The sequence below is a fragment of the Neorhizobium sp. SOG26 genome (assembly GCF_003491345.1).
GTDB lineage: Bacteria > Pseudomonadota > Alphaproteobacteria > Rhizobiales > Rhizobiaceae > Neorhizobium > Neorhizobium turbinariae.
The window spans coordinates 2138671-2160987 of record NZ_CP025512.1; the positions used below are offsets into that span (position 1 = coordinate 2138671).

24 protein-coding genes and 1 other RNA gene are annotated in these 22317 nt (G+C 61.2%); 10 read left to right on the forward strand and 15 right to left on the reverse strand.

Annotated features, from left to right (window positions below; all coding sequences use genetic code 11):
• Positions 1 to 7 precede the first annotated feature (7 nt).
• Positions 8 to 754 (reverse strand): YebC/PmpR family DNA-binding transcriptional regulator, encoded by a 747-nt coding sequence (locus CYG48_RS10685; RefSeq protein ID WP_118850361.1) that lies wholly within the window; start codon positions 752 to 754, stop codon positions 8 to 10.
• 184 nt (positions 755 to 938) lie between these two features.
• On the opposite strand from CYG48_RS10685, the gene CYG48_RS10690 reads away from it, so the two are divergent.
• The gene (locus CYG48_RS10690; RefSeq protein WP_118850362.1) at positions 939 to 1451 is read left to right on the forward strand and encodes a pyridoxamine 5'-phosphate oxidase family protein; all 513 of its coding nucleotides are present in this window, start codon (positions 939 to 941) and stop codon (positions 1449 to 1451) included.
• A gap of 62 nt (positions 1452 to 1513) precedes the next feature.
• On the opposite strand, the gene CYG48_RS10695 is transcribed toward CYG48_RS10690, so the two are convergent.
• The 8 genes from CYG48_RS10695 to CYG48_RS10730 all read right to left on the reverse strand — a co-directional run bounded on the left by CYG48_RS10695 (position 1514) and on the right by CYG48_RS10730 (position 8848).
• Positions 1514 to 2374: an MBL fold metallo-hydrolase gene (locus CYG48_RS10695; protein WP_118850363.1), complete on the reverse strand. Its 861-nt coding sequence runs from the start codon at positions 2372 to 2374 to the stop codon at positions 1514 to 1516.
• 98 nt (positions 2375 to 2472) lie between these two features.
• Positions 2473 to 2835 (reverse strand): cupin domain-containing protein, encoded by a 363-nt coding sequence (locus tag CYG48_RS10700; protein WP_118850364.1) that lies wholly within the window; start codon positions 2833 to 2835, stop codon positions 2473 to 2475.
• 81 nt (positions 2836 to 2916) lie between these two features.
• Positions 2917 to 3741: a TIGR00282 family metallophosphoesterase gene (locus CYG48_RS10705; RefSeq protein WP_118850365.1), complete on the reverse strand. Its 825-nt coding sequence runs from the start codon at positions 3739 to 3741 to the stop codon at positions 2917 to 2919.
• Between the two features lie 11 nt (positions 3742 to 3752).
• On the reverse strand, positions 3753 to 4337 hold the full coding sequence (locus CYG48_RS10710; RefSeq protein WP_118850366.1) for a 5-formyltetrahydrofolate cyclo-ligase: 585 nt from the start codon (positions 4335 to 4337) through the stop codon (positions 3753 to 3755).
• Positions 4337 to 5566 carry a hemolysin family protein gene (locus CYG48_RS10715; RefSeq protein WP_245450473.1) on the reverse strand — a complete coding sequence of 410 codons (1230 nt, stop codon included), beginning with the start codon at positions 5564 to 5566 and terminating at the stop codon, positions 4337 to 4339. The genes CYG48_RS10710 and CYG48_RS10715 overlap by 1 nt, the downstream gene beginning before the upstream one ends.
• 303 nt (positions 5567 to 5869) lie before the next feature.
• On the reverse strand, positions 5870 to 6898 hold the full coding sequence (locus CYG48_RS10720; protein WP_118850368.1) for a sensor histidine kinase: 1029 nt from the start codon (positions 6896 to 6898) through the stop codon (positions 5870 to 5872).
• A 10-nt stretch (positions 6899 to 6908) separates the two neighbouring features.
• Positions 6909 to 7352 (reverse strand): response regulator, encoded by a 444-nt coding sequence (locus CYG48_RS10725; RefSeq protein WP_118850369.1) that lies wholly within the window; start codon positions 7350 to 7352, stop codon positions 6909 to 6911.
• On the reverse strand, positions 7349 to 8848 hold the full coding sequence (locus CYG48_RS10730) for a sensor histidine kinase (protein WP_199925121.1): 1500 nt from the start codon (positions 8846 to 8848) through the stop codon (positions 7349 to 7351). The genes CYG48_RS10725 and CYG48_RS10730 overlap by 4 nt, the downstream gene beginning before the upstream one ends.
• Before the next feature lie 182 nt (positions 8849 to 9030).
• Here CYG48_RS10730 and CYG48_RS10735 point away from each other — a divergent pair, with 182 nt between their 5' ends.
• Positions 9031 to 9699, forward strand: a complete 669-nt coding sequence (locus CYG48_RS10735; RefSeq protein WP_118850370.1) for a DUF6946 family protein — start codon at positions 9031 to 9033, stop codon at positions 9697 to 9699.
• A 64-nt stretch (positions 9700 to 9763) separates the two neighbouring features.
• Here CYG48_RS10735 and ssrS read toward each other — a convergent pair.
• From ssrS to CYG48_RS10750, 3 genes are all read right to left on the reverse strand, one after another.
• Positions 9764 to 9922, reverse strand: a non-coding RNA gene (gene ssrS, locus CYG48_RS10740) — 6S RNA.
• 73 nt (positions 9923 to 9995) lie between these two features.
• Entirely contained in the window at positions 9996 to 10373 is a 378-nt protein-coding gene (locus tag CYG48_RS10745) for a cell division protein ZapA (protein WP_118850371.1), read from the reverse strand.
• Between the two features lie 20 nt (positions 10374 to 10393).
• Positions 10394 to 10666 (reverse strand): DUF4164 domain-containing protein, encoded by a 273-nt coding sequence (locus CYG48_RS10750; protein ID WP_118850372.1) that lies wholly within the window; start codon positions 10664 to 10666, stop codon positions 10394 to 10396.
• A gap of 363 nt (positions 10667 to 11029) precedes the next feature.
• On the opposite strand from CYG48_RS10750, the gene tkt reads away from it, so the two are divergent.
• From tkt to CYG48_RS10775, 5 genes are all read left to right on the forward strand, one after another.
• A complete protein-coding gene (gene tkt, locus CYG48_RS10755; RefSeq protein ID WP_118850373.1) occupies positions 11030 to 13003 on the forward strand; it encodes a transketolase in 1974 nt (657 codons plus the stop codon).
• 69 nt (positions 13004 to 13072) lie between these two features.
• The gene (gene gap / locus CYG48_RS10760) at positions 13073 to 14080 is read left to right on the forward strand and encodes a type I glyceraldehyde-3-phosphate dehydrogenase (RefSeq protein WP_118850374.1); all 1008 of its coding nucleotides are present in this window, start codon (positions 13073 to 13075) and stop codon (positions 14078 to 14080) included.
• Positions 14081 to 14328: 248 nt separating this feature from the next.
• On the forward strand, positions 14329 to 16149 hold the full coding sequence (locus CYG48_RS10765) for a potassium/proton antiporter (protein ID WP_118850375.1): 1821 nt from the start codon (positions 14329 to 14331) through the stop codon (positions 16147 to 16149).
• A 110-nt stretch (positions 16150 to 16259) separates the two neighbouring features.
• On the forward strand, positions 16260 to 17462 hold the full coding sequence (locus CYG48_RS10770) for a phosphoglycerate kinase (protein WP_118850376.1): 1203 nt from the start codon (positions 16260 to 16262) through the stop codon (positions 17460 to 17462).
• Between the two features lie 217 nt (positions 17463 to 17679).
• Positions 17680 to 18576: a fructose bisphosphate aldolase gene (locus CYG48_RS10775; protein ID WP_118850377.1), complete on the forward strand. Its 897-nt coding sequence runs from the start codon at positions 17680 to 17682 to the stop codon at positions 18574 to 18576.
• Between the two features lie 95 nt (positions 18577 to 18671).
• On the opposite strand, the gene CYG48_RS10780 is transcribed toward CYG48_RS10775, so the two are convergent.
• Both CYG48_RS10780 and CYG48_RS22500 read right to left on the reverse strand, forming a co-directional pair.
• Positions 18672 to 19061, reverse strand: a complete 390-nt coding sequence (locus tag CYG48_RS10780; protein ID WP_118850378.1) for a GFA family protein — start codon at positions 19059 to 19061, stop codon at positions 18672 to 18674.
• A 60-nt stretch (positions 19062 to 19121) separates the two neighbouring features.
• The gene (locus tag CYG48_RS22500) at positions 19122 to 19289 is read right to left on the reverse strand and encodes a hypothetical protein (RefSeq protein WP_199925123.1); all 168 of its coding nucleotides are present in this window, start codon (positions 19287 to 19289) and stop codon (positions 19122 to 19124) included.
• Between the two features lie 186 nt (positions 19290 to 19475).
• On the opposite strand from CYG48_RS22500, the gene CYG48_RS10790 reads away from it, so the two are divergent.
• The 3 genes from CYG48_RS10790 to rcdA all read left to right on the forward strand — a co-directional run bounded on the left by CYG48_RS10790 (position 19476) and on the right by rcdA (position 21888).
• The gene (locus CYG48_RS10790) at positions 19476 to 20735 is read left to right on the forward strand and encodes an MFS transporter (RefSeq protein WP_118850380.1); all 1260 of its coding nucleotides are present in this window, start codon (positions 19476 to 19478) and stop codon (positions 20733 to 20735) included.
• 15 nt (positions 20736 to 20750) lie between these two features.
• Positions 20751 to 20942, forward strand: coding sequence for a DUF1192 domain-containing protein (locus tag CYG48_RS10795; RefSeq protein WP_118850381.1), 192 nt, complete (start codon positions 20751 to 20753; stop codon positions 20940 to 20942).
• A 433-nt stretch (positions 20943 to 21375) separates the two neighbouring features.
• Complete coding sequence (rcdA, locus tag CYG48_RS10800; RefSeq protein WP_118850382.1) at positions 21376 to 21888, forward strand: protease adaptor protein RcdA; 513 nt, start codon at positions 21376 to 21378, stop codon at positions 21886 to 21888.
• A 139-nt stretch (positions 21889 to 22027) separates the two neighbouring features.
• Here the strand turns inward: rcdA and rpmE are convergent, their stop codons facing one another.
• A complete protein-coding gene (gene rpmE / locus CYG48_RS10805; protein ID WP_118850383.1) occupies positions 22028 to 22249 on the reverse strand; it encodes a 50S ribosomal protein L31 in 222 nt (73 codons plus the stop codon).
• Positions 22250 to 22317: the final 68 nt, after the last annotated feature.

Consider the following 22317-nt stretch of genomic DNA (forward strand, 5'->3'; position numbering starts at 1 on the left):
TGAGAGGTCAGGCCGAGAGCTTGGCCATCACTTCCTCGGACACCTCGAAGTTCGAATAGACGTTCTGTACGTCGTCATCGTCTTCCAGGTTGTCGATCAGCTTGATCAGCGACTGGGCCTTTTCCTCATCCACTTCGATCGTGTTCTGCGGCTTCCAGATCGTCTTGACGGACTGGGCTTCGCCGAGCGTCGCTTCGAGTGCCTTGGAGACTTCGCCGAGGCTTTCGAAGGCGCAGATGATCGTGTGGCCGTCTTCGTCCGAGGTCACGTCATCGGCACCGGCTTCAATTGCAGCTTCCATGACCTTGTCAGCATCGCCGACCGAGGCCTTGTAGGTGATTTCACCGACATGGTCGAAGGAGAAGGAGACCGAGCCCGTTTCGCCGAGCGCGCCACCAGCCTTGGTGAAGATCGAGCGGACGTTGGAGGCCGTGCGGTTGCGGTTGTCGGTCAGTGCTTCAACGATGATCGCCGTACCGCCCGGGCCGTAACCTTCGTAGCGCACCGAGTCGTAGGTTTCGGCGTCGGCACCGGAAGCCTTCTTGATGGCGCGGTCGATATTGTCCTTCGGCATGGACTGCGCCTTGGCGTTCTGGACAGCCAGGCGGAGTGCCGCGTTCATTGCCGGATCGGGCAGGCCCGTCTTTGCGGCAACAGTGATTTCACGCGCGAGCTTGGAGAACAGCTTGGACCGGATCGAGTCCTGCTTGCCCTTGCGGTGCATGATGTTCTTGAACTGTGAATGGCCAGCCATGGCACCCCTGACACTTTTTCGATTGCTTGGGTCGCGTCTTGCGAGATTGGCGCCTTATAATTTCGAAGTTCTGGCCGTTCAAGCCCTCACCTCGAAGCCTCTTGGGCGGTGCCCGGCTGCCGGAACAAAGGCCAAAGCCTTGCCGTTTCCTTGCCGAACACAACAAACACAAAGGAGATGACGCATGGCAAGCCTGACCGAAGCCAAGGAAGCACCGGAACGCCAGCTCTGGGACGAGATCGCCAAGATCCATGCCGGCATGCTCGGCATCGAGGGGTCCCACATGCATTTCCAGCCGATGGCGCCGCATGTCGACACCAAGACCAGCACCATCTGGTTCTTCACCAAGAGCGACACGGACCTGGTGCGGCATGTCGGCAATGGCGCGACCGCGCATTTCTGCGTCGTCGGCAAGGACCATGATTACCATGCCTGCCTCGCCGGCCGGCTTGAGGTGCGCAAGGACAAGGCGAAGATCGACGAATACTGGAGCGCCATGACCGCTGCCTGGTACGAAGGCGGCAAGGACGATCCGCAGCTGACGCTTCTCGCGCTGCGCGTCGAGGATGCCGAAATCTGGGCTTCCACCGACAGCAAGCTCAAGTTCGGTTGGGAAATTGCCAAGGCCAACATGAAGGACGAGAAGATGCCGGAAGTCGGCGTCAAGCAGCACATCGCCTTCCCGCAGTTTCACTGATCCCAGGCGGTCCACCAATACCGGGTGGGCCGCTTTTGCCGGGAGGGAATGCCGCAGGGGTGCTACAGCCCCTGCGGCACCAGGATCATCGGCTTCTTCGGCAAGCTGCGCATCGACACTATGATCGTCTGCTCCTTGGCGTAGGCCACATCGAATTTTCCATCGAACATGCTCAGGAACCGGTCGAGCGGCGGGCCAAACCGGTGCATCGGCAGGATCAGCGATGAGCGCAGCCGCTGCACGACGCGGCTCATGCTGTCGGCACCCATGGTAAGCCCGCCATCCACCGGCACCATCAGGATGTCCAGCCGGCCAATCTCCGTGTATTGCACCTCGTTCAGCTCGAAATGCAGGTGGCCGAGATGGCCGATGCAGAGCCCCGCCACCTCGAAGATGAAGATCGAATTGCCGTTCTCCTCTATGCTGCCACCCCAGTTGCGGATGTCCGAGACGACATTGCGGATATAGACGTCACCGATCATCTCCTGGTGCCTGGCCTTTTCGCCGGGGACGGGTCCCCAGCCCTGGAGCACATGCTTAATCGCGGGATCCGGATGCGACGTATAATGCGTCGAGTGCGCCTTGTTCATGGTGATCACGTCGGGCGTGCGTGACGGCTGGTAGACGCCGCTGTAGTCGGTCGCGACGCCGATGCCCTCCGGGCTTTCGATGAAATAGGTGGAGTGGCCGACAAAGGTGATCTTCACCTCTTCGCGCGCTGCCATCGATAGGCTCTTGCCTGCCTGCGCGAGCTGAACACCTGCGGGTTCAAAGCTGGCGAACTGCACCGATGGCAGTTTCTGGGCGATCGCCTGGCACTGGCTGATCGGCATTTCGGCTGTCTGTGCAAAGGCGGAAAGCGGGGTAAAGAGCAGGCTCGACAGCCCGCCGAAAAGTCCGAATGCGAAGGCTCGTAGCATCATGCTACTCCACATGGGTTGCACTCATTCCGGAGTGGCAAGGATGCGGTAGCGGCCGAAACCGGTCCAGCAAGAAGTGCCGGACGAGCCTCACATTTCCGTCATTGTCCGCCCTCACCGCCCGCCGTGCGCCAGTGCGGATAGGTGACATAAGCGGTGACGGCACCCTGTTCGTGAGAGCGGATGGTGACCCGGTTGCCCTTCGGCATGTAGACGATGTCACCCGGCCCTGCCTCGACCGTCCCGTCCGCCGAAGACACCGAGAGTCGTCCTTCGAGCACGATCATCGTGTCATCCACTGCGATGGTGTCTTCGAGGACCTGGTTCGGGCTGTAGCGCCCGTAGCCGATCGTCACCGGCCCCCCATGCCGCTCGTCCACCAGGTTGCCGGCAAAGATGTCAGCCTCCTGCCCCGGCGAGCGTTCCATCGAAGCATCGGATAGCGAAAACTTTTGGACCTTCATCATCTACCTCCCGTGGACGGCACCTAAGCGCCACCCACGGAGATCTAGGAAGGGGATGAAGATCGGGAAGACGTGAACGGGCTAGCGCCAGAAGCTCGGGATCGTTTCAGCAAGCCGCGGCCCGATCCGCAGCGGCTCGATCTTTTCGGCAAGGCCGGTGCTGTCCGAGATCTCGATGCCGAGGCCGCAGATCGTCGCGGGTCCGCTGGCTGCCTCGAACCGGCCCTTCGGCATCTTGGAGATGAAGCGGTTGAGAGGCTCTTCCTTTTCCATACCGAGCGAAGAGTCGTAATCGCCGCACATGCCGGCATCCGACATGTAGCCCGTGCCTCCGTTCAGGATCTGGCAGTCAGCGGTTGGGACATGCGTATGCGTGCCGACAACAAGGCTGGCGCGGCCATCCACGAAATGGCCAAAGCACTGCTTTTCGCTCGTCGCTTCGGCGTGGAAGTCGAAGACGATCGCATCCGCCTGCTCCTTTAGGGGAGCTGCGGCCAGGATTGCCTCGGCGCTTTTGAAGGGATCATCGAGTTCCGGATGCATGAAGACCCGGCCCATGATGTTGGCAACGAGAACACGGGCGCCGTTTCGGGCGTAATAAAGGCCGGAGCCGCGGCCAGGCGTTCCGGCCGGATAGTTTGCCGGGCGCAGGAACTGGTCGTGCCGGCTCGCAAAGCCCACCGCATCCTTCTGGTCCCAGACGTGGTTGCCGGTGGTGACGACATCGGCGCCGGCGTTGATCGTTTCGAGATAGATCTCTTCGGTGATGCCGAAGCCGCCGGCGGCATTCTCGCCGTTGACGATGACGAAATCGAGCTTCAGGTCCGAGACCAATCCGGGCAGCTTTTCCCAGACCGCGGTGCGGCCGGTCTTGCCAACCATGTCACCCAGAAACAAGAGGCGCATGTTATTCCAATCTATGCGGTCGCACCGAGCAGGCGATAGCCACTCTCGGTCAGGACCGCGTCCAGTCTGACGTCATGAGGTTCAGCCGTGACTGATGCCACTTCCTGGCAGTCGAAGGCAATGCCAATGAGCCTTGGCTTCAGTCCTTTTTGGTGCAGGCGGTGGATCGCACGGTCGTAATATCCGCCGCCATAGCCGATGCGGTGGCCGCCGGCATCAAAGGCGGAGAGCGGCATCAGCATGATTTCAGGATCGAGTTCGGCGGCTTCCGGTCCCGGACCCACGGTGCCAAACGTGCCTGGCACCAGGTCCGCCCCGCGCACCAGTTCGCGAAAGACGATCGTAGTTTTATCAAGGATGGCAGGCACGCAAAGCCGTGCGCCGCGCTCGCGCAACTGGTCCATCAACGGTCGCGGATCGACCTCGGAGCGGATCGGCAGGAAGCCGGACACCACCGTGCCCGGATCGACCGAGATGACTTCGGCGCCGTGCGCGGCAAGCACGAGGCTCTTTTCGATCCGCTCTTCGGCTGGAATGGCATCACGCGCCGCAAGGCGTCCCTTGCGCAGTTCCGCCTTCAGCGACGCGTCGGCCATCAGTTCTTCTCCTGGGCGCGCCGGACAATCAGCTTGTCGATGCGGCGACCGTCAAGATCCACCACTTCGAAGGTCCAGCCGTGGGCGGTGAAGCTTTCGCCGAGTTCCGGCAGGTGTTTCAGCTCGTCCAGCACGAAGCCGGCGACGGTCTCAAAGCCCGGATCCTCACCAATGTTGACGCCCATCTGGTCGGCGAATTCATCGACCGGCATCCAGCCCGCAACCAGGAAGGAGCCATCGTCGCGCGGCACGATCGGCGGTTCGTCGACTTCGTCTTCCTGGAAGACGCCGGTGATCGCCTCGAGGATGTCGGCGGGCGTGATGATGCCTTCGAAGTGACCGTATTCGTCATAAACGAGCACCACCTGCGCCGGCGCCTTGCGCACCGCCTGGATGACGTCGAGCGCGCCGGTGAGGTCCGACACCACCGGGGCATCGCGCATCAGCGCCTTGAGGTCGAAATTTTTGTCGCCGGCGAGGAAATCATAGGCATCCTTGACGAACAGCACGCCGATGATCTCGTCGGAACTGCCCTTGCGCACCGGCAGGCGCGAACGTGGTGTCGCCCGCAGCTGGACGCGGATTTCCTCAAGGTCATCCTCGGTATCAATCACCTCGACATCGCGGCGCGGCGTCATCAGGCCACGCGCGGTGCGGTCTGCAAGGCGCATGACGCCGGAGATCATTGCCGACTCTTCCGTCTCGATCACGCCAGCGCTCTGCGCTTCGGCAAGAACCGTGCGGATTTCCTCGTCTGTGACCTTTTCCCCCGATTCACCGCGCTGGCCGAGGATGCTGAGCACGATGCGCCCGGAAACATCGAGAAGCCAGACAATCGGCGAGCCAATGGTGGCGAGCAGCTTCATGGCTGGCGCGACACGCGCGGCAACCGTTTCGGGTGCGCGCAGGGCTATCTGCTTCGGCACCAGTTCGCCGATGATCAGCGACAGGTAGGTGATCAGCACGACGACGGTGCCGACGCCCAGCCAGTCTGCGACGTTGTCAGGTAAGCCTTGCGTCTTCAGCCAGATGGAGAGGCGCGCGCCAAGCGTTGCACCGGAGAAGGCGCCCGAGAGCACGCCGACCAGCGTGATGCCGATCTGCACGGAAGACAGGAAGCGGCCGGGATCTTCGGCCAGCTGGATCGCCGTCGTCGCGCCCTTGTTGCCGTGCTCGGCCATGACCTTGAGGCGGACGGGACGGGAGGAAACAACGGCAAGTTCCGACATTGCCAGGACACCGTTGAGGGCGGTCAGCGCAATGACGATGAGAATTTCGGTTAACAAAAGGAGCTCTTAAGCTAGGACAATATCCTGCACGCCAACCCAATACGTCGCCGGATCGGGCGACAATCGTTCAACAACCGGGCAAGACGCCCAGATCGCCAGCTGCGCGCACAGTTCAGAAAACCGTTTGACGGTCTTCGGAACTATGCACCTTCACTCGCATGGTGAAATCATAGGGTCACGGCTGCGCTAAGGCAATGGGCGGGAACATCTACAACTGAGACTTCTTCACAAAGCTATCGGAAATCAGTGAAGCACGACCGTCAGTTCGGCGCGGGTGCCGGTAATGCTCGGCACGTAGTTGATGGTCGAGCCAAGCGTTGCTGCCATGGACTTGACGATCCGGCTGCCGAGACCGGTGCCCTTCGGCGCCTCGCCTTCGCGCCAGCCGATGCCGTCGTCCTCGACCGCCAGAAGGGCGCTGCCTTCGCCAAGCCGCTTCAGGACCACGCGCACTTCGCCTTCGCTGCCTGCGGGATAAGCGTATTTCAGCGCGTTGGTCAGAAGCTCGGTGACGATCATGCCGACGGAAACGGCGCGATCTGACGAGAGAGAAACCGGTTCGGCTTCGAGCTTGATCGACGGGCCCTGCTCGTCCTTCACCGTGCCCTGCACTTCCCGCACCAGCGTGCTGAGATATTTGTCCATCTCCACGTGGCGCACGTCATCGGAGGTGTAGAGGCTGCGGTGCATGCCGGCGATTGCGGTGATGCGTGCCTGCGTTTCCGCCAGTGCCTCCTTCACCGCATCATTCTTGCTGCTCGAAACCTGCAGACGGATGAGGGCCGCCACCAGCGCCAGGCTGTTGGCCACACGATGGTTGACCTCGGCGAGCAGCACTTCCGCGCGTTCCTTGCCGAGGCGAATTTCCTGTTCGGCCTTTTCCTTGGCACGGCGCAGTTCCGCATTGGCCAGCCCCTGCGCGATGGCGCTTTCCATCAGCGGCCAGAACTCGTCGCCGACCGTCTTGATGACGTAGTCCGAGGCGCCGCTCTTCAACGCGTCAATGGCGATCGTCGCGTCACTCGACCCCGTAACGTAGATCACGGGGATATCCCATCCCCGCTCCTTCATCCGTTTCAGGATATCAAGCCCGGTCTCGGCCTTGAGGTAATGATCCAGCACCACGAGATCGATGCCGCCCCTTTCGCAGGCCTCCATGGCCGACTGTCCGTCCGCAGCAGGGACGACCTGATAACCGGCGCGTCCGAAATGCCGTTCGGCCAGCCTTGCCAAAGCCAGGTCGTCATCGACGTAGAGAATGGTCTGCGGCATCGCGATTTCGTTATTGTCCTGGAATCTGCATCACGGAGAAGAATAGCCCGAGTTGCTTGATGGCGTGAGCGAAACTGTCATAGTCCACGGGCTTGGTGATATAAACGTTGGCTCCCAGATCGTAGCAACGCTGGATCTCGCGCTCGTCGTCCGTGGTGGTAAGGATGACCACAGGCAGACGCTTCGAATACGGGTTGGACTTCACCTTCTCCAGGATGTCAATACCCGACATATCCGGCAGGTTGAGGTCGAGAAGGATCAGCAGGTAGCGATCCTGCGTGGAGGTGCCGGAGCGGTCGGCGCCCAGAATGTAGTCCAGCGCCTCGTTGCCGTTGGTGAACGGGATGATCTCATTGTTGACGCCGGCGCGACGGACGTTCTTCTCGATCAGACGAGCGTGGCCCTCGTCATCCTCGATCATCACGATGGTGACTTCTTTGCCTGCAGCTTTCATGACCCGTGACTCCTGACATATTGGGACAAATCCGTGGGCAGACGGATAATAAAGGTCGCGCCGCCGCCCAGGGTGGAGGTCACCGTAATCTCGCCCCCTAAATTTCTGACTAATGAACGGACATGGGCAAGGCCAATGCCCTCGCCCGGCTTGTCCTGCACGCCCGACCGGCGGAACAGTTCGAAGACCCGCTCGTGATCTTCGGGCGCAATGCCGCGCCCGTTATCGGCGACTTCGATGCGAACTGCCGCCCGGCCAATAGGTTGCGCCTTGACCGAAAGAGTGAGCGGCCGGTCCGGATGCTTGTACTTCACCGCATTGTCGAACAGGTTGCCGAAGATCTGCTCCAGCGAGAACTTGTCGGTGACGAGGCTTCGGGTGCTCTCGACCGCAATCGTCACCTCGCCGCCCGCATCGTTCACCTGGTGGTAGACGCTGGCCGCGGTGGTTTCGAGCAGGTCCTTGAGGTTGATCCGCTCAGGTTTCAGCTCACGCCGGCCATCGCGCGAAATCTTCAGGATGGCGTTGATGAGCGCATCCATTTTCTTTGTCGAGGTGCGGATGAAGGCGATAGCCTCCGGCAGGTCTTCCTCGACGGCAAGGCGCGCCTCCTGGATTTCGCTTTCGCTCAGTTCCTCGCCATCGGCAAGCACGAAGGTGCGTACCGCCTTCAGGGTCGCATCAAGCTCGCTGGTGAAGCCCATGATATTAACGAGCGGCGCCCGCAGGTCGTGCGAAACGATATAGGCATAACGCTGGATTTCACGGTTGGCCTGGATCAGGTCCTCGGTGCGCTCGTTGACCCGCTCCTCAAGGCTGGCGTTCAACTCCTCCACCTCGCTGCGGGCGCGCTGCAATTCGCGCACATGCTGCGACACGATGGTGATCGCGCCACCGAGAACAAGCAGGATGACGATGCCGCCGCCAATGGTGAACCACTGCAGCGAAGACGCCGAGGAATTAAGCTCCTTGGTTCCGGTATCGACCCGCTCGTCCATCTCGCTGATGACCTTGCTGAGGATCGCCGTGATGTTTTCCATGACCTGCCGGCCATAGGCGCCCTTCACGACGGTGACGGCGCCCGCAAAGTCGCCCTTCCTGCCGAGGTCGATGGTTGCCTCCATCTCCTGGGCCTTGTCGTCGATCAGCCGGTCAAGCTCTTCCATCGGTACCTGGACGGTGCCTTCCGCCGCGACAGCCGCATGCAGGCGCTCGCGCGCCTTGGGTAGCGCCGAGACGGCTTCGCTGTATGGCGTGAGGAAAGCGTCATCCTGGGTAACGAGATAACCGCGCTGTCCCGTTTCCGCCGCCTGCAGCAGCACGACAAGGTCGGCCGCGCCCGAACGGACGGCGCGCAACTGCACCACATCCTCGAAATACTGCTTGGTATTGGCCGCCAGGAAAAAGGAGGACAACACGATCCCGACCAGGATGGCGCTGCCGACAAGAAGCATGAGCAGCGAAGATCGGGCAAAGGACGCTTGGGCAAAAGGCATGAAGACCGTCGGCACGTGAAGAAGACGGCAACAAGGTGGTCGTTAGCGCCGCTTTGTCAAGGAATGGATGACGCTGGAGTTTAAGGAACTGCCAGGTTGGGCGCAGTCAGGTGCTAAGGGGACTTGCGCGTGTCTCGCCACCATGTACTGCTCGAGAACCTGACGAGGGAGCCTTGCCCATCATGCCACGCCAGCGAATATACTTGCCAAGTCCAGGGCCTTCCACGTGGCAGCAGTTTCTGGCCGAGCCGGAAAAGCAGTGGCGCGTAGGTTATTCGGCGCGGACAATCGCGCATTGCTGGGAGCATTGTGACGGCTTGCCGCCGGAGGTGTCTGCCATGTTTCCGGGCGACCCGGAGCTACTTTTGGCTATTCCAGAGCATAAGGTTCCGCTCGCGGGCGGCGGTCGCGATAGCCAGAACGACGTCTTTGCGCTGATCCGGTTTGACGGAAAGACCTGTGCCGCGACCATCGAAGGAAAGGTTGCAGAGCCGTTCGGGCCCACGGTTGGCGAATGGTACAACGCACCATCCAACGGCAAGATGATGCGGATGAAACATCTCTGCGACGTATTGGGTCTGGATGGAACGCCACCTCCCCAGATCCGCTACCAGTTGCTGCACCGGACGGCGTCTGCGCTGATCGAGGCAACCCGCTTCAAGACCGACGAAGCAGCCATGATCGTCCAGTCTTTCTCCCCCACCAAGGACTGGTTCAGGGATTTCGCCGCCTTTGCGAACCTGTTCGGCGTGGAGCCTACGGCGGGGCAGCCGGATGTGATTACTTTGCCCACCGGCATGACGTTGAGGATCGGTTGGGCGATAGGAAACCCGGCGTTCCTCGTGCTCTGAAACCCGAGACGGATCGTCCGGCGATTGTCCGAGAGACGAAAGCTCCGGCAAGTGGAAGAAGGAAGCGCGATCCGCGGCAACCGATGGAGAGTTACGATCCTGGGTGCCTACAAACGTAGGTGGGCGCCATATGTCCAAGCCCACGGGCCTGGTCAGGGACAGCTCCCTTTGGATCGAGTATGGCCCCAGGGATTGTGGTTCCTGTCGAGAGGCGCAGATCGCAAAACGAATATAAGGCCGAAGGTCGCATTGCGCCAGAGCCGAAAGTGGTTCGGCCGAACGATTTCGGTGCGGGCCTACTCCACCGGGGCGGGCGTGCGGCCGTTGAGCTTGGCCGTCAGCCCTTCGAGGCGGCTTGCAAGCTCGCTCAGGGCAGCCGCCACCATCTGTTCGTTCTGCTGCTGGCTTTCCTGCGCGCCTTCGCGCACCGACTTCAGCGCTTCGACTTCCGCTTCAAGGCTCTTCATCTTGCGCGTCAGGTCGGACAGTTCGTCCATCACCATGATGCCGGCCATGACAGTGATGCGCAGGTCGCCGATCTCGCCGAACTGGCTCTTCAGGTGGCCGACATAACGATCGAAGCGGCTGGCGAGTTCGGTCAGGTGGTCTTCCTGCCCCTCCTCGCAGGCCATCCGGTAGGCCTTGCCGTCGATTGTCACCATTACCTGGGCCATGAGTTCCTTCCGATCCCGCTTCAGCGATCGAGCACGGCGCGGATGGTTTCCATCGCCGTCACAAGCCGCCGGGAGACTTCTCTATTGACCTCTTCGAGGCGGTTGGCGCGAAACTGCGACTGGTCCAGCTCATGCGCGAGCCGCGCCCGGTCGGCATGCACGCGCCGGACCTCGTTTTCCGCGTCATGGCTTTCGCGCTGGCGTTCGATGCGCGCATCCACCGCGCTTTCCAGCCCGTTGATGGCAGCGTTGAGCTGCGAAATCGCCATTTCGATCGTCTTTTCCGCCGGCATCCAGGCCTTCCCGCCTATATTCGGTCTGCTGTTGGTGACCTGCCGAATCGAACCGGCATCCCGCAACAACGTGCATCGCAGACTATTCGCGGCCATTTCACCGGTCAATCAACATAGGTTTACCGGCCGCTGCTAACTGTGGATCGTTAACTATGCCGGGCGGCGCGCGAGCCTCCGCAAGCGGCCTGCTCATGCTCCCGGCAAATGCATGAAACTTCCTCGCAAGGCCCGTGTTATGGGGCGTGCTTTTGTTGACTTGCGCGTTGCACCTGATAAGGATCAGCCGCTCCCAGACGGCCCGCGGGTCCACTTCCGGTAACCCTGCTGCGGCCGATATCGACACCCGGAACAAGCGGAATAGCTATGATCTCTCGCGACAAACACAACCGGATGGCGAACGCGATCCGTTTCCTTGCCATGGATGCTGTGGAGAAGGCCAATTCCGGTCACCCCGGCCTGCCGATGGGCGCTGCCGACATCGCGACCGTGCTCTTCACGCGTTACCTGAAATTCGACCCCAAGAACCCGCTCTGGCCGGACCGCGACCGCTTCGTGCTGTCGGCCGGCCACGGCTCCATGCTCCTTTATGCGCTTCTCTATCTCACGGGATACGAGGACATGAGCATCGAGGATATCAAGCAGTTCCGCCAGCTCGGCTCCAAGACCGCCGGCCACCCGGAATATGGCCATGCCTCGGGCATCGAAACGACCACCGGTCCGCTCGGCCAGGGCATTGCCAACGCCGTTGGCATGGCGATCGCAGAGCGCAAGCTCGAAGAAGAATTCGGATCTGATCTCCAGAGCCACTATACCTATGCACTGTGCGGCGATGGCTGCCTGATGGAAGGCATCAGCCAGGAAGCAATTGCGCTGGCCGGCCACCTGAAGCTCAACAAGCTCGTCCTGTTCTGGGATAACAACTCCATCACCATCGATGGCGCCGTCTCCCTGTCGGATTCGACCGACCAGATCATGCGCTTCAAGGCAGCACACTGGAACACGATCGAAGTCGACGGCCATGACGTCGACCAGATCTCGGCTGCGATCGAGGCTGCGCAGCAGTCCGACCGCCCGACCTTCATCGCCTGCAAGACGATCATCGGCTTCGGCGCACCGAACAAGGCCGGCACCCACAAGGTCCACGGTTCGCCGCTGGGCGCCGAGGAAATCGCTGCGACCCGCAAGGCGCTCGAATGGGAAGCTGAAGCCTTCTCGGTTCCGGCCGATGTGCTGGACGCCTGGCGCCTCGCCGGCCTGCGTTCCACCAAGACCCGCAAGGAATGGGAAGAGCGTCTGGCCGCTTCCGACAAGAAGGCCGAGTTCAACCGTCGCTTCTCCGGTGAACTGCCGGGCAATTTCGATAGCGCCATCGACGCCTTCAAGAAGAAGATTGCCGAAAACAACCCGACGGTTGCCACCCGCAAGGCCTCCGAAGACGCGCTTGAGGTCATCAACGGCATCGTCGCCGAAACGCTGGGCGGCTCTGCCGACCTGACGCCGTCGAACAACACCAAGACCAGCCAGATGAAGTCGATCACCCCGACCGACTTCTCCGGTCGCTACATGCACTGGGGCATCCGCGAGCACGCCATGGCGGCTGCGATGAACGGCATCGCGCTGCACGGCGGCCTGATCCCCTATTCCGGCGGCTTCCTGATCTTCTCCGACTACTGCCGCCCGTCGGTGCGCCTCGCAGCCCTCATGGGAATCCGCGTCGTGCATGTCTGGACGCATGACTCGATCGGTGTTGGCGAAGACGGCCCGACCCACCAGCCGGTGGAACACGTTGCCGCCCTGCGCGCCATCCCGAATCTGCTTGTCTTCCGTCCGGCTGACGAGACCGAAACGGCAGAGTGCTGGCAGTTGGCGTTGAAGGAAAAGCACCGTCCGTCCGGCCTGGCGCTGACCCGCCAGAACCTGGCACCGGCCCGCAAGACCTACGAAGAGAAGAACCTCTGCGCCCAGGGCGCCTACGAGCTCGTGTCGGCGGCCGACGCCAAGGTCACCATCTTCGCTTCCGGCTCGGAAGTGGAATTGGCTCTGAAGGCGCAGGCAACACTCGACGGCAAGGGCATCGCGACCCGCGTCGTGTCCGTCCCCTGCGTCGAGCTTTTCGAAGAGCAGCCCGAAACCTACCAGCAGGCAATCCTCGGCAATTCGCCGATCAAAATCGCTGTTGAAGCTGGCGTGCGCGAAGGCTGGGACCGCTTTATCGGTCATGACGGTGTCTTCATCGGCATGAAGTCCTTCGGCGCGTCCGGCCCGGCCAAGGATCTCTTCAAGCATTTCGGCATCACCGCCGAGGCTGTCGTCGCCGCAGTCGAAGCACAGCTCTGAGCCGGCGGCGCCTTGCCGGCGCCGTCTCCGCCTCTACCTGCAAAGCAATTTCCGAGGGAGTGAACATCCATGACTGTAAAGGTTGCCATCAACGGCTTTGGCCGTATCGGCCGCAACGTGCTGCGCGCGATCGTCGAGTCGGGCCGCACCGATATTGAAGTCGTTGCCATCAACGACCTGGGCCCGGTCGAGACCAACGCCCACCTGCTGCGCTATGACTCGATCCACGGCCGCTTCCCGAACGACGTGAAGGTCGAAGGCGACTCGATTGTTGTCGACGGCAAGAAGATCAAGGTCACAGCGATCAAGGATCCGGCTACCCTGCCGCACGGTGAACTCGGCGTCGACATTGCCATGGAATGCACCGGCATCTTCACGGCGCGCGACAAGGCTGCCGCCCACCTGACGGCTGGCGCCAAGCGCGTGATCGTCTCGGCCCCGGCTGACGGCGCGGACCTCACGGTCGTCTACGGTGTCAACCACGACCAGTTGACCAAGGAACACAAGGTCATCTCCAACGCGTCCTGCACGACGAACTGCCTCGTGCCGGTGGTCAAGGTCCTCAACGACCTGATCGGCGTGGAGCATGGCTTCATGACGACCATCCACTCCTACACCAACGACCAGCCGTCGCTCGACCAGATGCACAAGGATCTGTATCGCGCCCGCGCCGCAGCACTCTCGATGATCCCGACTTCGACCGGTGCCGCCAAGGCCGTTGGCCTCGTCCTGCCGGAACTGAAGGGCAAGCTCGACGGCTCGTCGATCCGCGTCCCGACCCCGAATGTATCCGTCGTCGACCTGAAGTTCGTTGCCAAGCGCAACACCACGAAGGAAGAAATCAACGAAGCGATCAAGGCTGCCGCCGACGGTCCGCTCAAGGGCGTGCTGGGCTACACGGAAGAGCCACTCGTTTCGCGCGACTTCAACCACGACCCGCGCTCCTCGATCTTTGCGATCGACCAGACCAAGGTCATGGAAGGCAACTTCGTCCGTATCCTCACCTGGTACGACAACGAGTGGGGCTTCTCCAACCGCATGTCGGATACCGCAGTCGCCTTTGCCAAGCTGATCTGACCCAATTCATCGCAGCTTGAAGAACTTCGAAAGCCTCCTTTCGCATGAAGGGAGGCTTTTTCCATTCTTGCCCTTCTCTTGCCGGATTTCTTCCCGCCTAGTCTCGTTACTGCGTCGAGTCGCCCGCCTCCTGTCGGCCTGCCAAACAACGAACTTGATCTTGCAGCCTCCCCCGGCTGCGGTTTTGTCCGTCAGGGTGCTGACGAACCGACGCCTGTGCGCAATGGCAGCTTAAGGGGACTTCTCAGGTGGAGGCGTTTTACATTGTCCTGTTGGTCGGGACGATTCTTGTTCTTGTGGCGGCGCTTTCAAGCCTCCTCGCCTTCCGTTTCGGCGCCCCGCTTCTGCTGATCTTCCTGGCGATCGGGCTTGCGGCCGGCGTCGATGGGCTGGGCATCCGCTACGAGAACTATTCCTTCAGCTTCATGCTCGGATCGCTGGCGCTGGCGGTGGTGCTGTTCGATTCAGGGTTCATGACGCCGATCCATTCCTTCAGGATCGCCGCCGCCCCGGCGCTGACGCTTGCGACCCTGGGCGTCATCCTGACCACCGGCATCTTCTCTCTCGCCGCCGTCGTGCTGATGGACTTCTCGTTGCTCGAAGGCCTGCTGCTCGGCTCGATCGTTGCCTCCACGGATGCCGCGGCGGTCTTCTTCCTGCTGCGCATCGGCGGGATCAACATCCGCGACAAGGTGCGCTCGACGCTCGAGGTCGAGTCCGGCACCAACGACCCGATGGCGATCTTCCTGACGATTGCGCTTGCCGAACTCGTCGCCACCGGCCAGGGCTTCTCCAATATCGACTTCCGCTTCCTGCTGCATTTCGTGGAGCAGATGGGCCTCGGCGTCCTCTTTGGCCTGCTCGGCGGCGTGATGATCGTGGCGGTGTTGAACCGCTTCACTTCCGACCGCGGGCTGGCGCCGATCTTCGTGCTGACGCTCGCGCTCCTGGTCTTCTCGTTCACCGGCACGATGGGCGGCAGCGGCTTCCTGGCGGTCTATGTCGCGGGTATCTATTCCGGCAATCGCAAGATGTTTGCGAAGTCGCAAATCGTGCGCTTCAACGAGGGGCTGACCTGGCTGGCGCAGATCATCATGTTCCTGGTGCTCGGCCTGCTTGCCACGCCCTCGCAGTTTCCGTCGATCCTCTTGCCGGCGATCCTGCTGGCGCTCTTCCTCGTCTTCATCGCCCGCCCGATCGCGGTGTGGCTCAGCCTTCTGCCTTACGACTTCACGCAGCAGGAAACCGGCTTTGTAGCCTGGGTCGGCCTGCGCGGCGCGGTCTCGATCCTGCTCGCCATCATGCCGGTGCTGAGCGGCGTCGAAAACGGCACGGTGTTCTTCAACACCACCTTCATCATCGTGCTCGTGTCGCTCCTCGTTCAGGGCTGGACCATCAAGCCGGTGGCGCAATATCTTGGCCTCATCATCCCGCCGCGCATCGGCTCGGTGGACAAGATCGAACTCGACCTGCCCGGCACCGCACATCACGAACTGATTTCCTACCGCGTGATGAAGGACAGCCCGATTCTCGCCGGTGAACGCATCCCGCGCTGGGCCATGCCTTCGCTCGTCATTCGCGACGGCCGCAGCATGCGCTACCAGTATGCTGGCCGCCTGAAGGAAAATGACCAGGTCTACCTCTTCGTCCTGCCGGCCTATTCAAAGCTGCTCGACCGGCTGTTCGCAAGCCAAGTGCCGGTGGACGACGACGACGCCGATTTCTTCGGCGCCTTTGCGATCTCGCCAACGCGGCCTGCCAAGGAACTGGATGCCGCCTATGGGCCGGGCCTGCTCACCCCAACCGAGCAGAACATGACGGTCGGCGAGTTGATCACATCGCGCCTCGGCGGCAGGGCCGAATATGCCGACCGCATCCGCTTCGGCTCGATCATCCTCATCGTGCGCGAGTTGGATGACCAGGATAACCTGCGCAGCATCGGCGTATCGCTCGAGCCGGTGGAGCCGGCCACCAACCTGCCGATCTTCATCAACATGCGCGAGATCGCCCACCGCATCCGCGACCGGTTGCGCAAGTATCGCGGCAAGAACGTGCCTGCCGTGAAATAGCGTCGGGCAGTCAGCCGGTAGCTTGTCTCCCCCCCTGTCACGCACGCCCTTGCGTCCGGGTTCAGTCATAGTATGGTCCGCTCGAATTTTAGAGGAGAGTGGATCAGCACATGCCGGCCTTCAAAACCCTTGACGACCTCACCAACCTTTCGGGCAAGCGCGTCCTGGTGCGCGTTGACCTCAACGTTCCCGTGTCTGACGGCAAGGTGACGGACAAGACCCGCATCGAGCGCGTCGCACCAACCATCCAGGAACTGTCCCGCAAGGGCGCCAAGGTTATCCTGCTTGCCCATTTCGGCCGCCCCAAGGGTGAACCGGTCGCCGACATGTCGCTGTCGCTGATCGTTTCGGCCGTCAATGAGGTGCTGGGCACCAAGATCCTGTTCGCCGCCGATTGCATCGGCCCTGACGCCGAGAAGGCTGTGGACTCGATGAAGGATGGCGACATCCTGCTTTTGGAAAACACCCGCTTCCACAAGGGCGAGGAAAAGAACGACCCCGAGTTCGCTGAAGCGCTTGCCAAGAACGGCGACATCTTCGTCAACGATGCCTTTTCCGCAGCTCACCGCGCGCATGCCTCGACCGAGGGCCTGGCGCATCACCTGCCCGCCTATGCTGGTCGCACCATGCAGGAAGAACTGGAAGCGCTGGAAAAAGGCCTCGGCGCTCCGGCCCGCCCGGTTGTCGCGATCGTCGGCGGCGCCAAGGTCTCGACTAAGATCGACCTGCTGCAGAACCTCGTGAAGAAGGTCGACGCGCTGGTGATCGGTGGCGGCATGGCCAATACTTTCGTTGCCGCCAAGGGCGTCAATGTCGGCAAGTCGCTTTGTGAGCATGACCTGGCGGAGACGGCGAAGGCCATCATGGCCGAGGCGGAAGCCTCAGGCTGTGCCATCGTGTTGCCGGTGGATGGCGTCGTTGCGCGCGAGTTCAAGGCGGGTGCGGCAAACGAAACGGTTGCGATCGATGCCATCCCGGCTGACGCCATGATGCTCGATGTTGGCCCGAAGTCCGTGGAAGCGGTCAGCGACTGGATCTCGAAAGCCTCCACGCTCGTCTGGAACGGCCCGCTCGGAGCCTTCGAGATCGAGCCCTTCGACAAGGCGACCGTTGCCGCGGCCAGGCATGCCGCCGAACAGACCAAGGCCGGCAAGCTGATCTCGGTTGCAGGCGGCGGCGATACCGTTGCTGCCCTCAACCACGCCAGCGTTGCCGACGACTTCTCCTATGTCTCGACGGCGGGCGGCGCCTTCCTGGAATGGATGGAAGGCAAGGAGCTTCCGGGCGTTGCCGTTCTGACGAAAAATGGCTGAAGTTACTGAAAAACAAGCAGGAAAGCGCGGCATATATGGCAGCGCTTTCCGCCGTAAACCATTTTAAAAATATTTAGATCATTTAAACGATTGAAATAATTTCAATCGTTTCAACAGCTTGAGGTGGCATTCCCCTTTAAAAAAACTTCTGTTATCCGCGAATGGCAGCTTAGGGAGAGACTGGCGCATAAGGCGCCGGATCCAGGGAAAGGGTTGAATGATGGACGCGAAGATGTTGAACAAGATGAGCTCTGCGCCTGGTTTCATTGCGGCGCTGGACCAGAGCGGCGGTTCGACACCCAAAGCGTTGAGCCTCTACGGCGTCTCTGAATCGGATTACCAGAGCGAAGAGGAAATGTTCCGCCTGATGCACGCCATGCGGGTTCGCATCATGACCGCGCCGGCCTTCACCGGCGACAAGGTGATCGGCGCAATCCTTTTCGAGCGGACCATGGATGGCGACGTCAACGGCCAGCCGGTTCCGTCCTACCTTTGGGAAGAACGCGGCGTCGTGCCGTTCCTGAAGGTCGACAAGGGTCTTGAGGCGGAAGAAAACGGCGCCCAGGTGATGAAGCCGATGCCGGATCTGGACGCGCTGCTGATCCGCGGTCGCGAAAAGGGTATCTTCGGCACCAAGATGCGCTCCGTCATTGCGCATGCCGACAAGACCGGCATTGCGGCGGTCGTGAAGCAGCAGTTCGAAGTCGCCCGCCAGATCATCGGCCAGGGCCTGATGCCCATCATCGAGCCGGAAGTTTCGATCAAGAGCCCGACCAAGCAGGAAGCCGAAGCCATTCTTCGCGACGAGATTGCAGCGCAGCTCGACAAGCTGCCGGCCGGCGAAACGGTGATGCTGAAGCTCACCATCCCGACGGTCGCTGACTTCTACGCGCCGCTGGTGGCGCACAAGTCGGTCGTTCGCGTCGTGGCGCTTTCCGGTGGCTACAGCACCGCGGATGCCTGCGAAAAGCTCAGCCACAACCGCGGCATGATCGCGAGCTTCTCTCGCGCGCTGACCGAGAACCTGCGCGTCTCGATGAGCGACGACGAGTTCAACAAGAGCCTGGCTGCAACAATCGACCAGATCTACGCGGCGAGCGTCAACAAGTCCTGATTAAGGCTACACGAGATATCTCGAGGAGGCGGTAGGAGAACGCCTCTTCATGGGAGGAAGAAGGCCGCCCCGGCAACGGAGCGGCCTTTTCGCTGTTAGTCTTCCGACCGGCTGTCGCTCTCGCGGTTCCGCTCGAAACCCTTCACCGGGAACGGCGGCAACCAGCTTTCCCGTCGGATGGTCCAAAGCTCATAGGTCGGTTTGAACTGGTTCGGCTTATCCAGCGAGCCGAGGTTGATCTCGACCTCGTCGCCGCTGCGGCCAAAGACGGGCGATCCGCAGCGTGGGCAGAAATGACGACCGGCATAAGATCCGGTCTCGCCTGTTACGGTGACGGCATTCTCGGGAAAGATCGCCGAGGCGTGGAAAAGCGCGCCATGGTGCTTGCGGCAATCCAGGCAATGGCAGATCCCGACCCGGTACGGTCGCCCGGTTGCCACCAACCGGACCTGATCGCACGAGCAACCACCTTCAACCCGTTCCATTTGTCCCTCCTCTCTTCGCATGAAGGCGAAGACAAGCAAGGATCGGCGGCCAGATCAACCTCAGGTGCCGGTGAACTCCCGCAGGATGAGGGCAGCACTCCACAACGCAAAGGCAAACAGCGCCAGCTTCCAGAAATCGGCGCGACGCCTCAGGCCCGGCAGGCCGAGAGGCTTGATGATCTGGGCGATCATCGCAAGCATGAGCAGGACGGCGATTGCCTTGGTCATTCTGATCTTCGTTCCGGCAAGCGCCACAGGCTGGACATTTTTGCCCTCCACCACAGATAGTTCCGGAGGGGATTCGGGGACCGTTATCCGCTCCGCCTTCGTTAACGCGCGGTTCAGCTCTATGCAACAATGCTAGCGCCGGAACTACCGCGAGTCGCAGACGCACATGAGCAGATCGCAGCAAAGATGAGACGAAACCTCCTTCCAGTCCTCGCCCTCCTTTGCGGAACGCTCTTCCTCTTCCTGGGCAATGGCCTGCAGGGTCTGCTGCTTCCGGTCCGCGGATCCCAGGAAGGTTACTCCAACGAGGTGCTCGGCCTGCTCGGCACCACCTGGGCATCCGGCTTCGTCATCGGCTGTTTCGTGGCGCCCAATGTGGTGCGCCGCATCGGCCATGTGCGCGCCTTCTCCGGCTTCCTGTCACTGATCTGCCTCAACGTGCTTTTGACGGGTCTGCTCGTCGACCAGAACACCTGGCTGGTGCTGCGCGCCATCACCGGTTTTTGCACCGCCGGCACCTCGATGATCATCGAAAGCTGGCTGAACGAGCGGGCGACGCCGGAAAACCGCGGCACGATCTTTTCCTTCTACATCTCGATCACCCTGCTCGGCGTGGTCGGCGGCCAGTTGATGGTGCCGCTCGCCGATGTCGCGACCGCAACGTTGTTCATGGTCTGCGGCATCCTGTATTCGATCGCCGCGCTACCCACGACACTTTCCAAGGCGGCATCGCCGCAGCCGCTGAAACGGGCGCGGCTGGATCTCAAGGCGCTGTTCCGCAATTCGCCCATCTCCTGCATCGGCATTCTGCTGATTGGCACTGCCAACGGCGCCTATGGCACGCTCGGCGCCGTGTTCGGCACCCGAGCCGGGCTCGACAACGGCGCGGTCGCCGCGATGGTCTCGATCACCATCTTTGCCGGCGCCATCATGCAGTTTCCGGCCGGGCGCCTCTCTGACCGGATGGATCGCCGTTATGTGCTGGCGGGCCTCTCGGCTGCTGCCGCACTTGCAGGTCTTGCGATCGTCGCGATCCGCCCCGCTGACGTCTATGGCATCGTGGTGCTGGTGGCGATCTACGGCGCTGCGGCGAACGCGCTTTATCCAATCGCGGTTGCCCATGCCAACGACTTCGCCGCGCCAGAGGACTTCGTGAAGGTGTCCGGCGGGCTGCTGCTTTTGTTCGGCATCGGCACGATCATCGGCCCGACACTCGGCGGACCGGTGATGACCTGGGCTGGGCCCTACGCACTCTTCTCCGTCACTGCCGGGGCGCATGCACTTGTGGCGATCTATGCCATCTTGCGCGCGCGCAAGCGCGCGCCCGTGCCCGCGGCCGATCGCGGCGCCTATACGACGGCCGCCGCCTCCACCGCGCCGCATGTGACACCGGAAAGCCTGTCGCTCGATCCGCGGGCCGCGAGCGAGACTCAGCCAGGCCGCTAAGGAGGAGGAGGACGCATGAGCTTTTTTGAAGACGATCGCCCCAAGAAACCGGTGACTCACGAAATCGGCGCCGACTTGTCGCTGCTGTCGGCCGACGAGCTCGACTCACGCGTCAGGCTGTTGAAGGAAGAGATTGCGCGCCTCGAGGCCGAGAAGGAACGCAAGCTTGCCGGACGGCGCGCTGCCGACAGCTTCTTCAAGAGCTAAAGCGTCGTGTTTCAGGACGAAGCAAGTAAATCTCGAGCGCTTTTAAGACTATATTAATCATTAATAGAGAATATAAGCCCGTCCAGGCTTCCTGGACTCAGACAGTTTCACCGTTCGGCGAATGGTCTGATTTCTCCCTGTTTTACCTTGAGAGCCGCCTTTCCGCGGCTCTTCTTTTTTGTTCTGTTGCCATTTTTGGCGTTTACGCTAGAGCTACAGGCGGCAGGTGCGTAGGGAAACGGGACAGCCACACGCCTTCCGCTTAGACGAAAGGCAAAGGCGTTTACCACTTCTTGTGGGTATTAACCTTTCCTTAACAAACGCCTTGCGGATTTGCATTATAGGTATCATGTTCAAGGTCGTTGAGACCCGAGCGGAACTTTTCCGCGGCAAGGTCATTGCCTGAAGTAATTGCGTTAGCAGGATGAATTCGATGTCCGAACTGGGATTGAACACTGTCAGTTTCGCCGGCCGCGCCGCAGCATCGTCGCAGTTCAAGGCGCTTTACACCGAGGGCATGGCGCTGGTTGAAGAAACCGCCAGCTACCTCGATGGCACCGGCCGCGCTGCGTCCAAGGTTCTTCCCCGCATGGCATCCGTGCTTTACGCGGCCGAGTCGATGCGGCTCACCACCCGCCTCATGCAGATGGCGTCCTGGCTCCTGCTGCAGCGCGCCGTCAACAATGGCGAGATGAGCCGCGACCAGGTTCTGTCGGAAAAGAACAAGGTTCGCCTTGAAGGCTTCAACGTCGACCGCAACGCCCCGGGCTGGAACGACCTGCCGGAAGGTTTTCGCGATCTCGTGGAGCGCTCGCTTCGCCTGCAGAATCGCATCGCCCTGCTCGACCGTGAGATCTACCGCCCGGAAGAGCCGGCCGTCATGCCGGACAACGAGAACAGCGTTCGCGCCCAGTTGAACCTTCTCCAGACCGCCTTCGGCAACTAAGCATCCGAACGTCAAAATTGCAAAAGCAGGCCTCGCGCCTGCTTTTTTTTTCGTTTCTGCCGTGCTTGCTCTTCCTGAAACGCAGGCAACAAAAAACCCGGCTTTCGCCGGGTTCTTCTAATTGAATATCTTTGGCCGATTAGAGGCCGAGACCGCCGAAGCGCTTGTTGAACTTCGAAACGCGACCGCCGCGGTCCAGAAGCTGCTGGTTACCGCCGGTCCAGGCCGGGTGCGACTTCGGGTCGATTTCGAGGTTCATGGTCTCGCCTTCCGAACCCCAGGTGGAGCGGGTTTGGTATTCGGTACCATCGGTCATGACGACCTTGATCATGTGGTATTCGGGATGGATGCCAGCCTTCATGTCGATAATCCTGCGCTGCGAGGTCCATGTGTCGCATATGCGAGCGAGGACGCTCTGTAATAAATGAA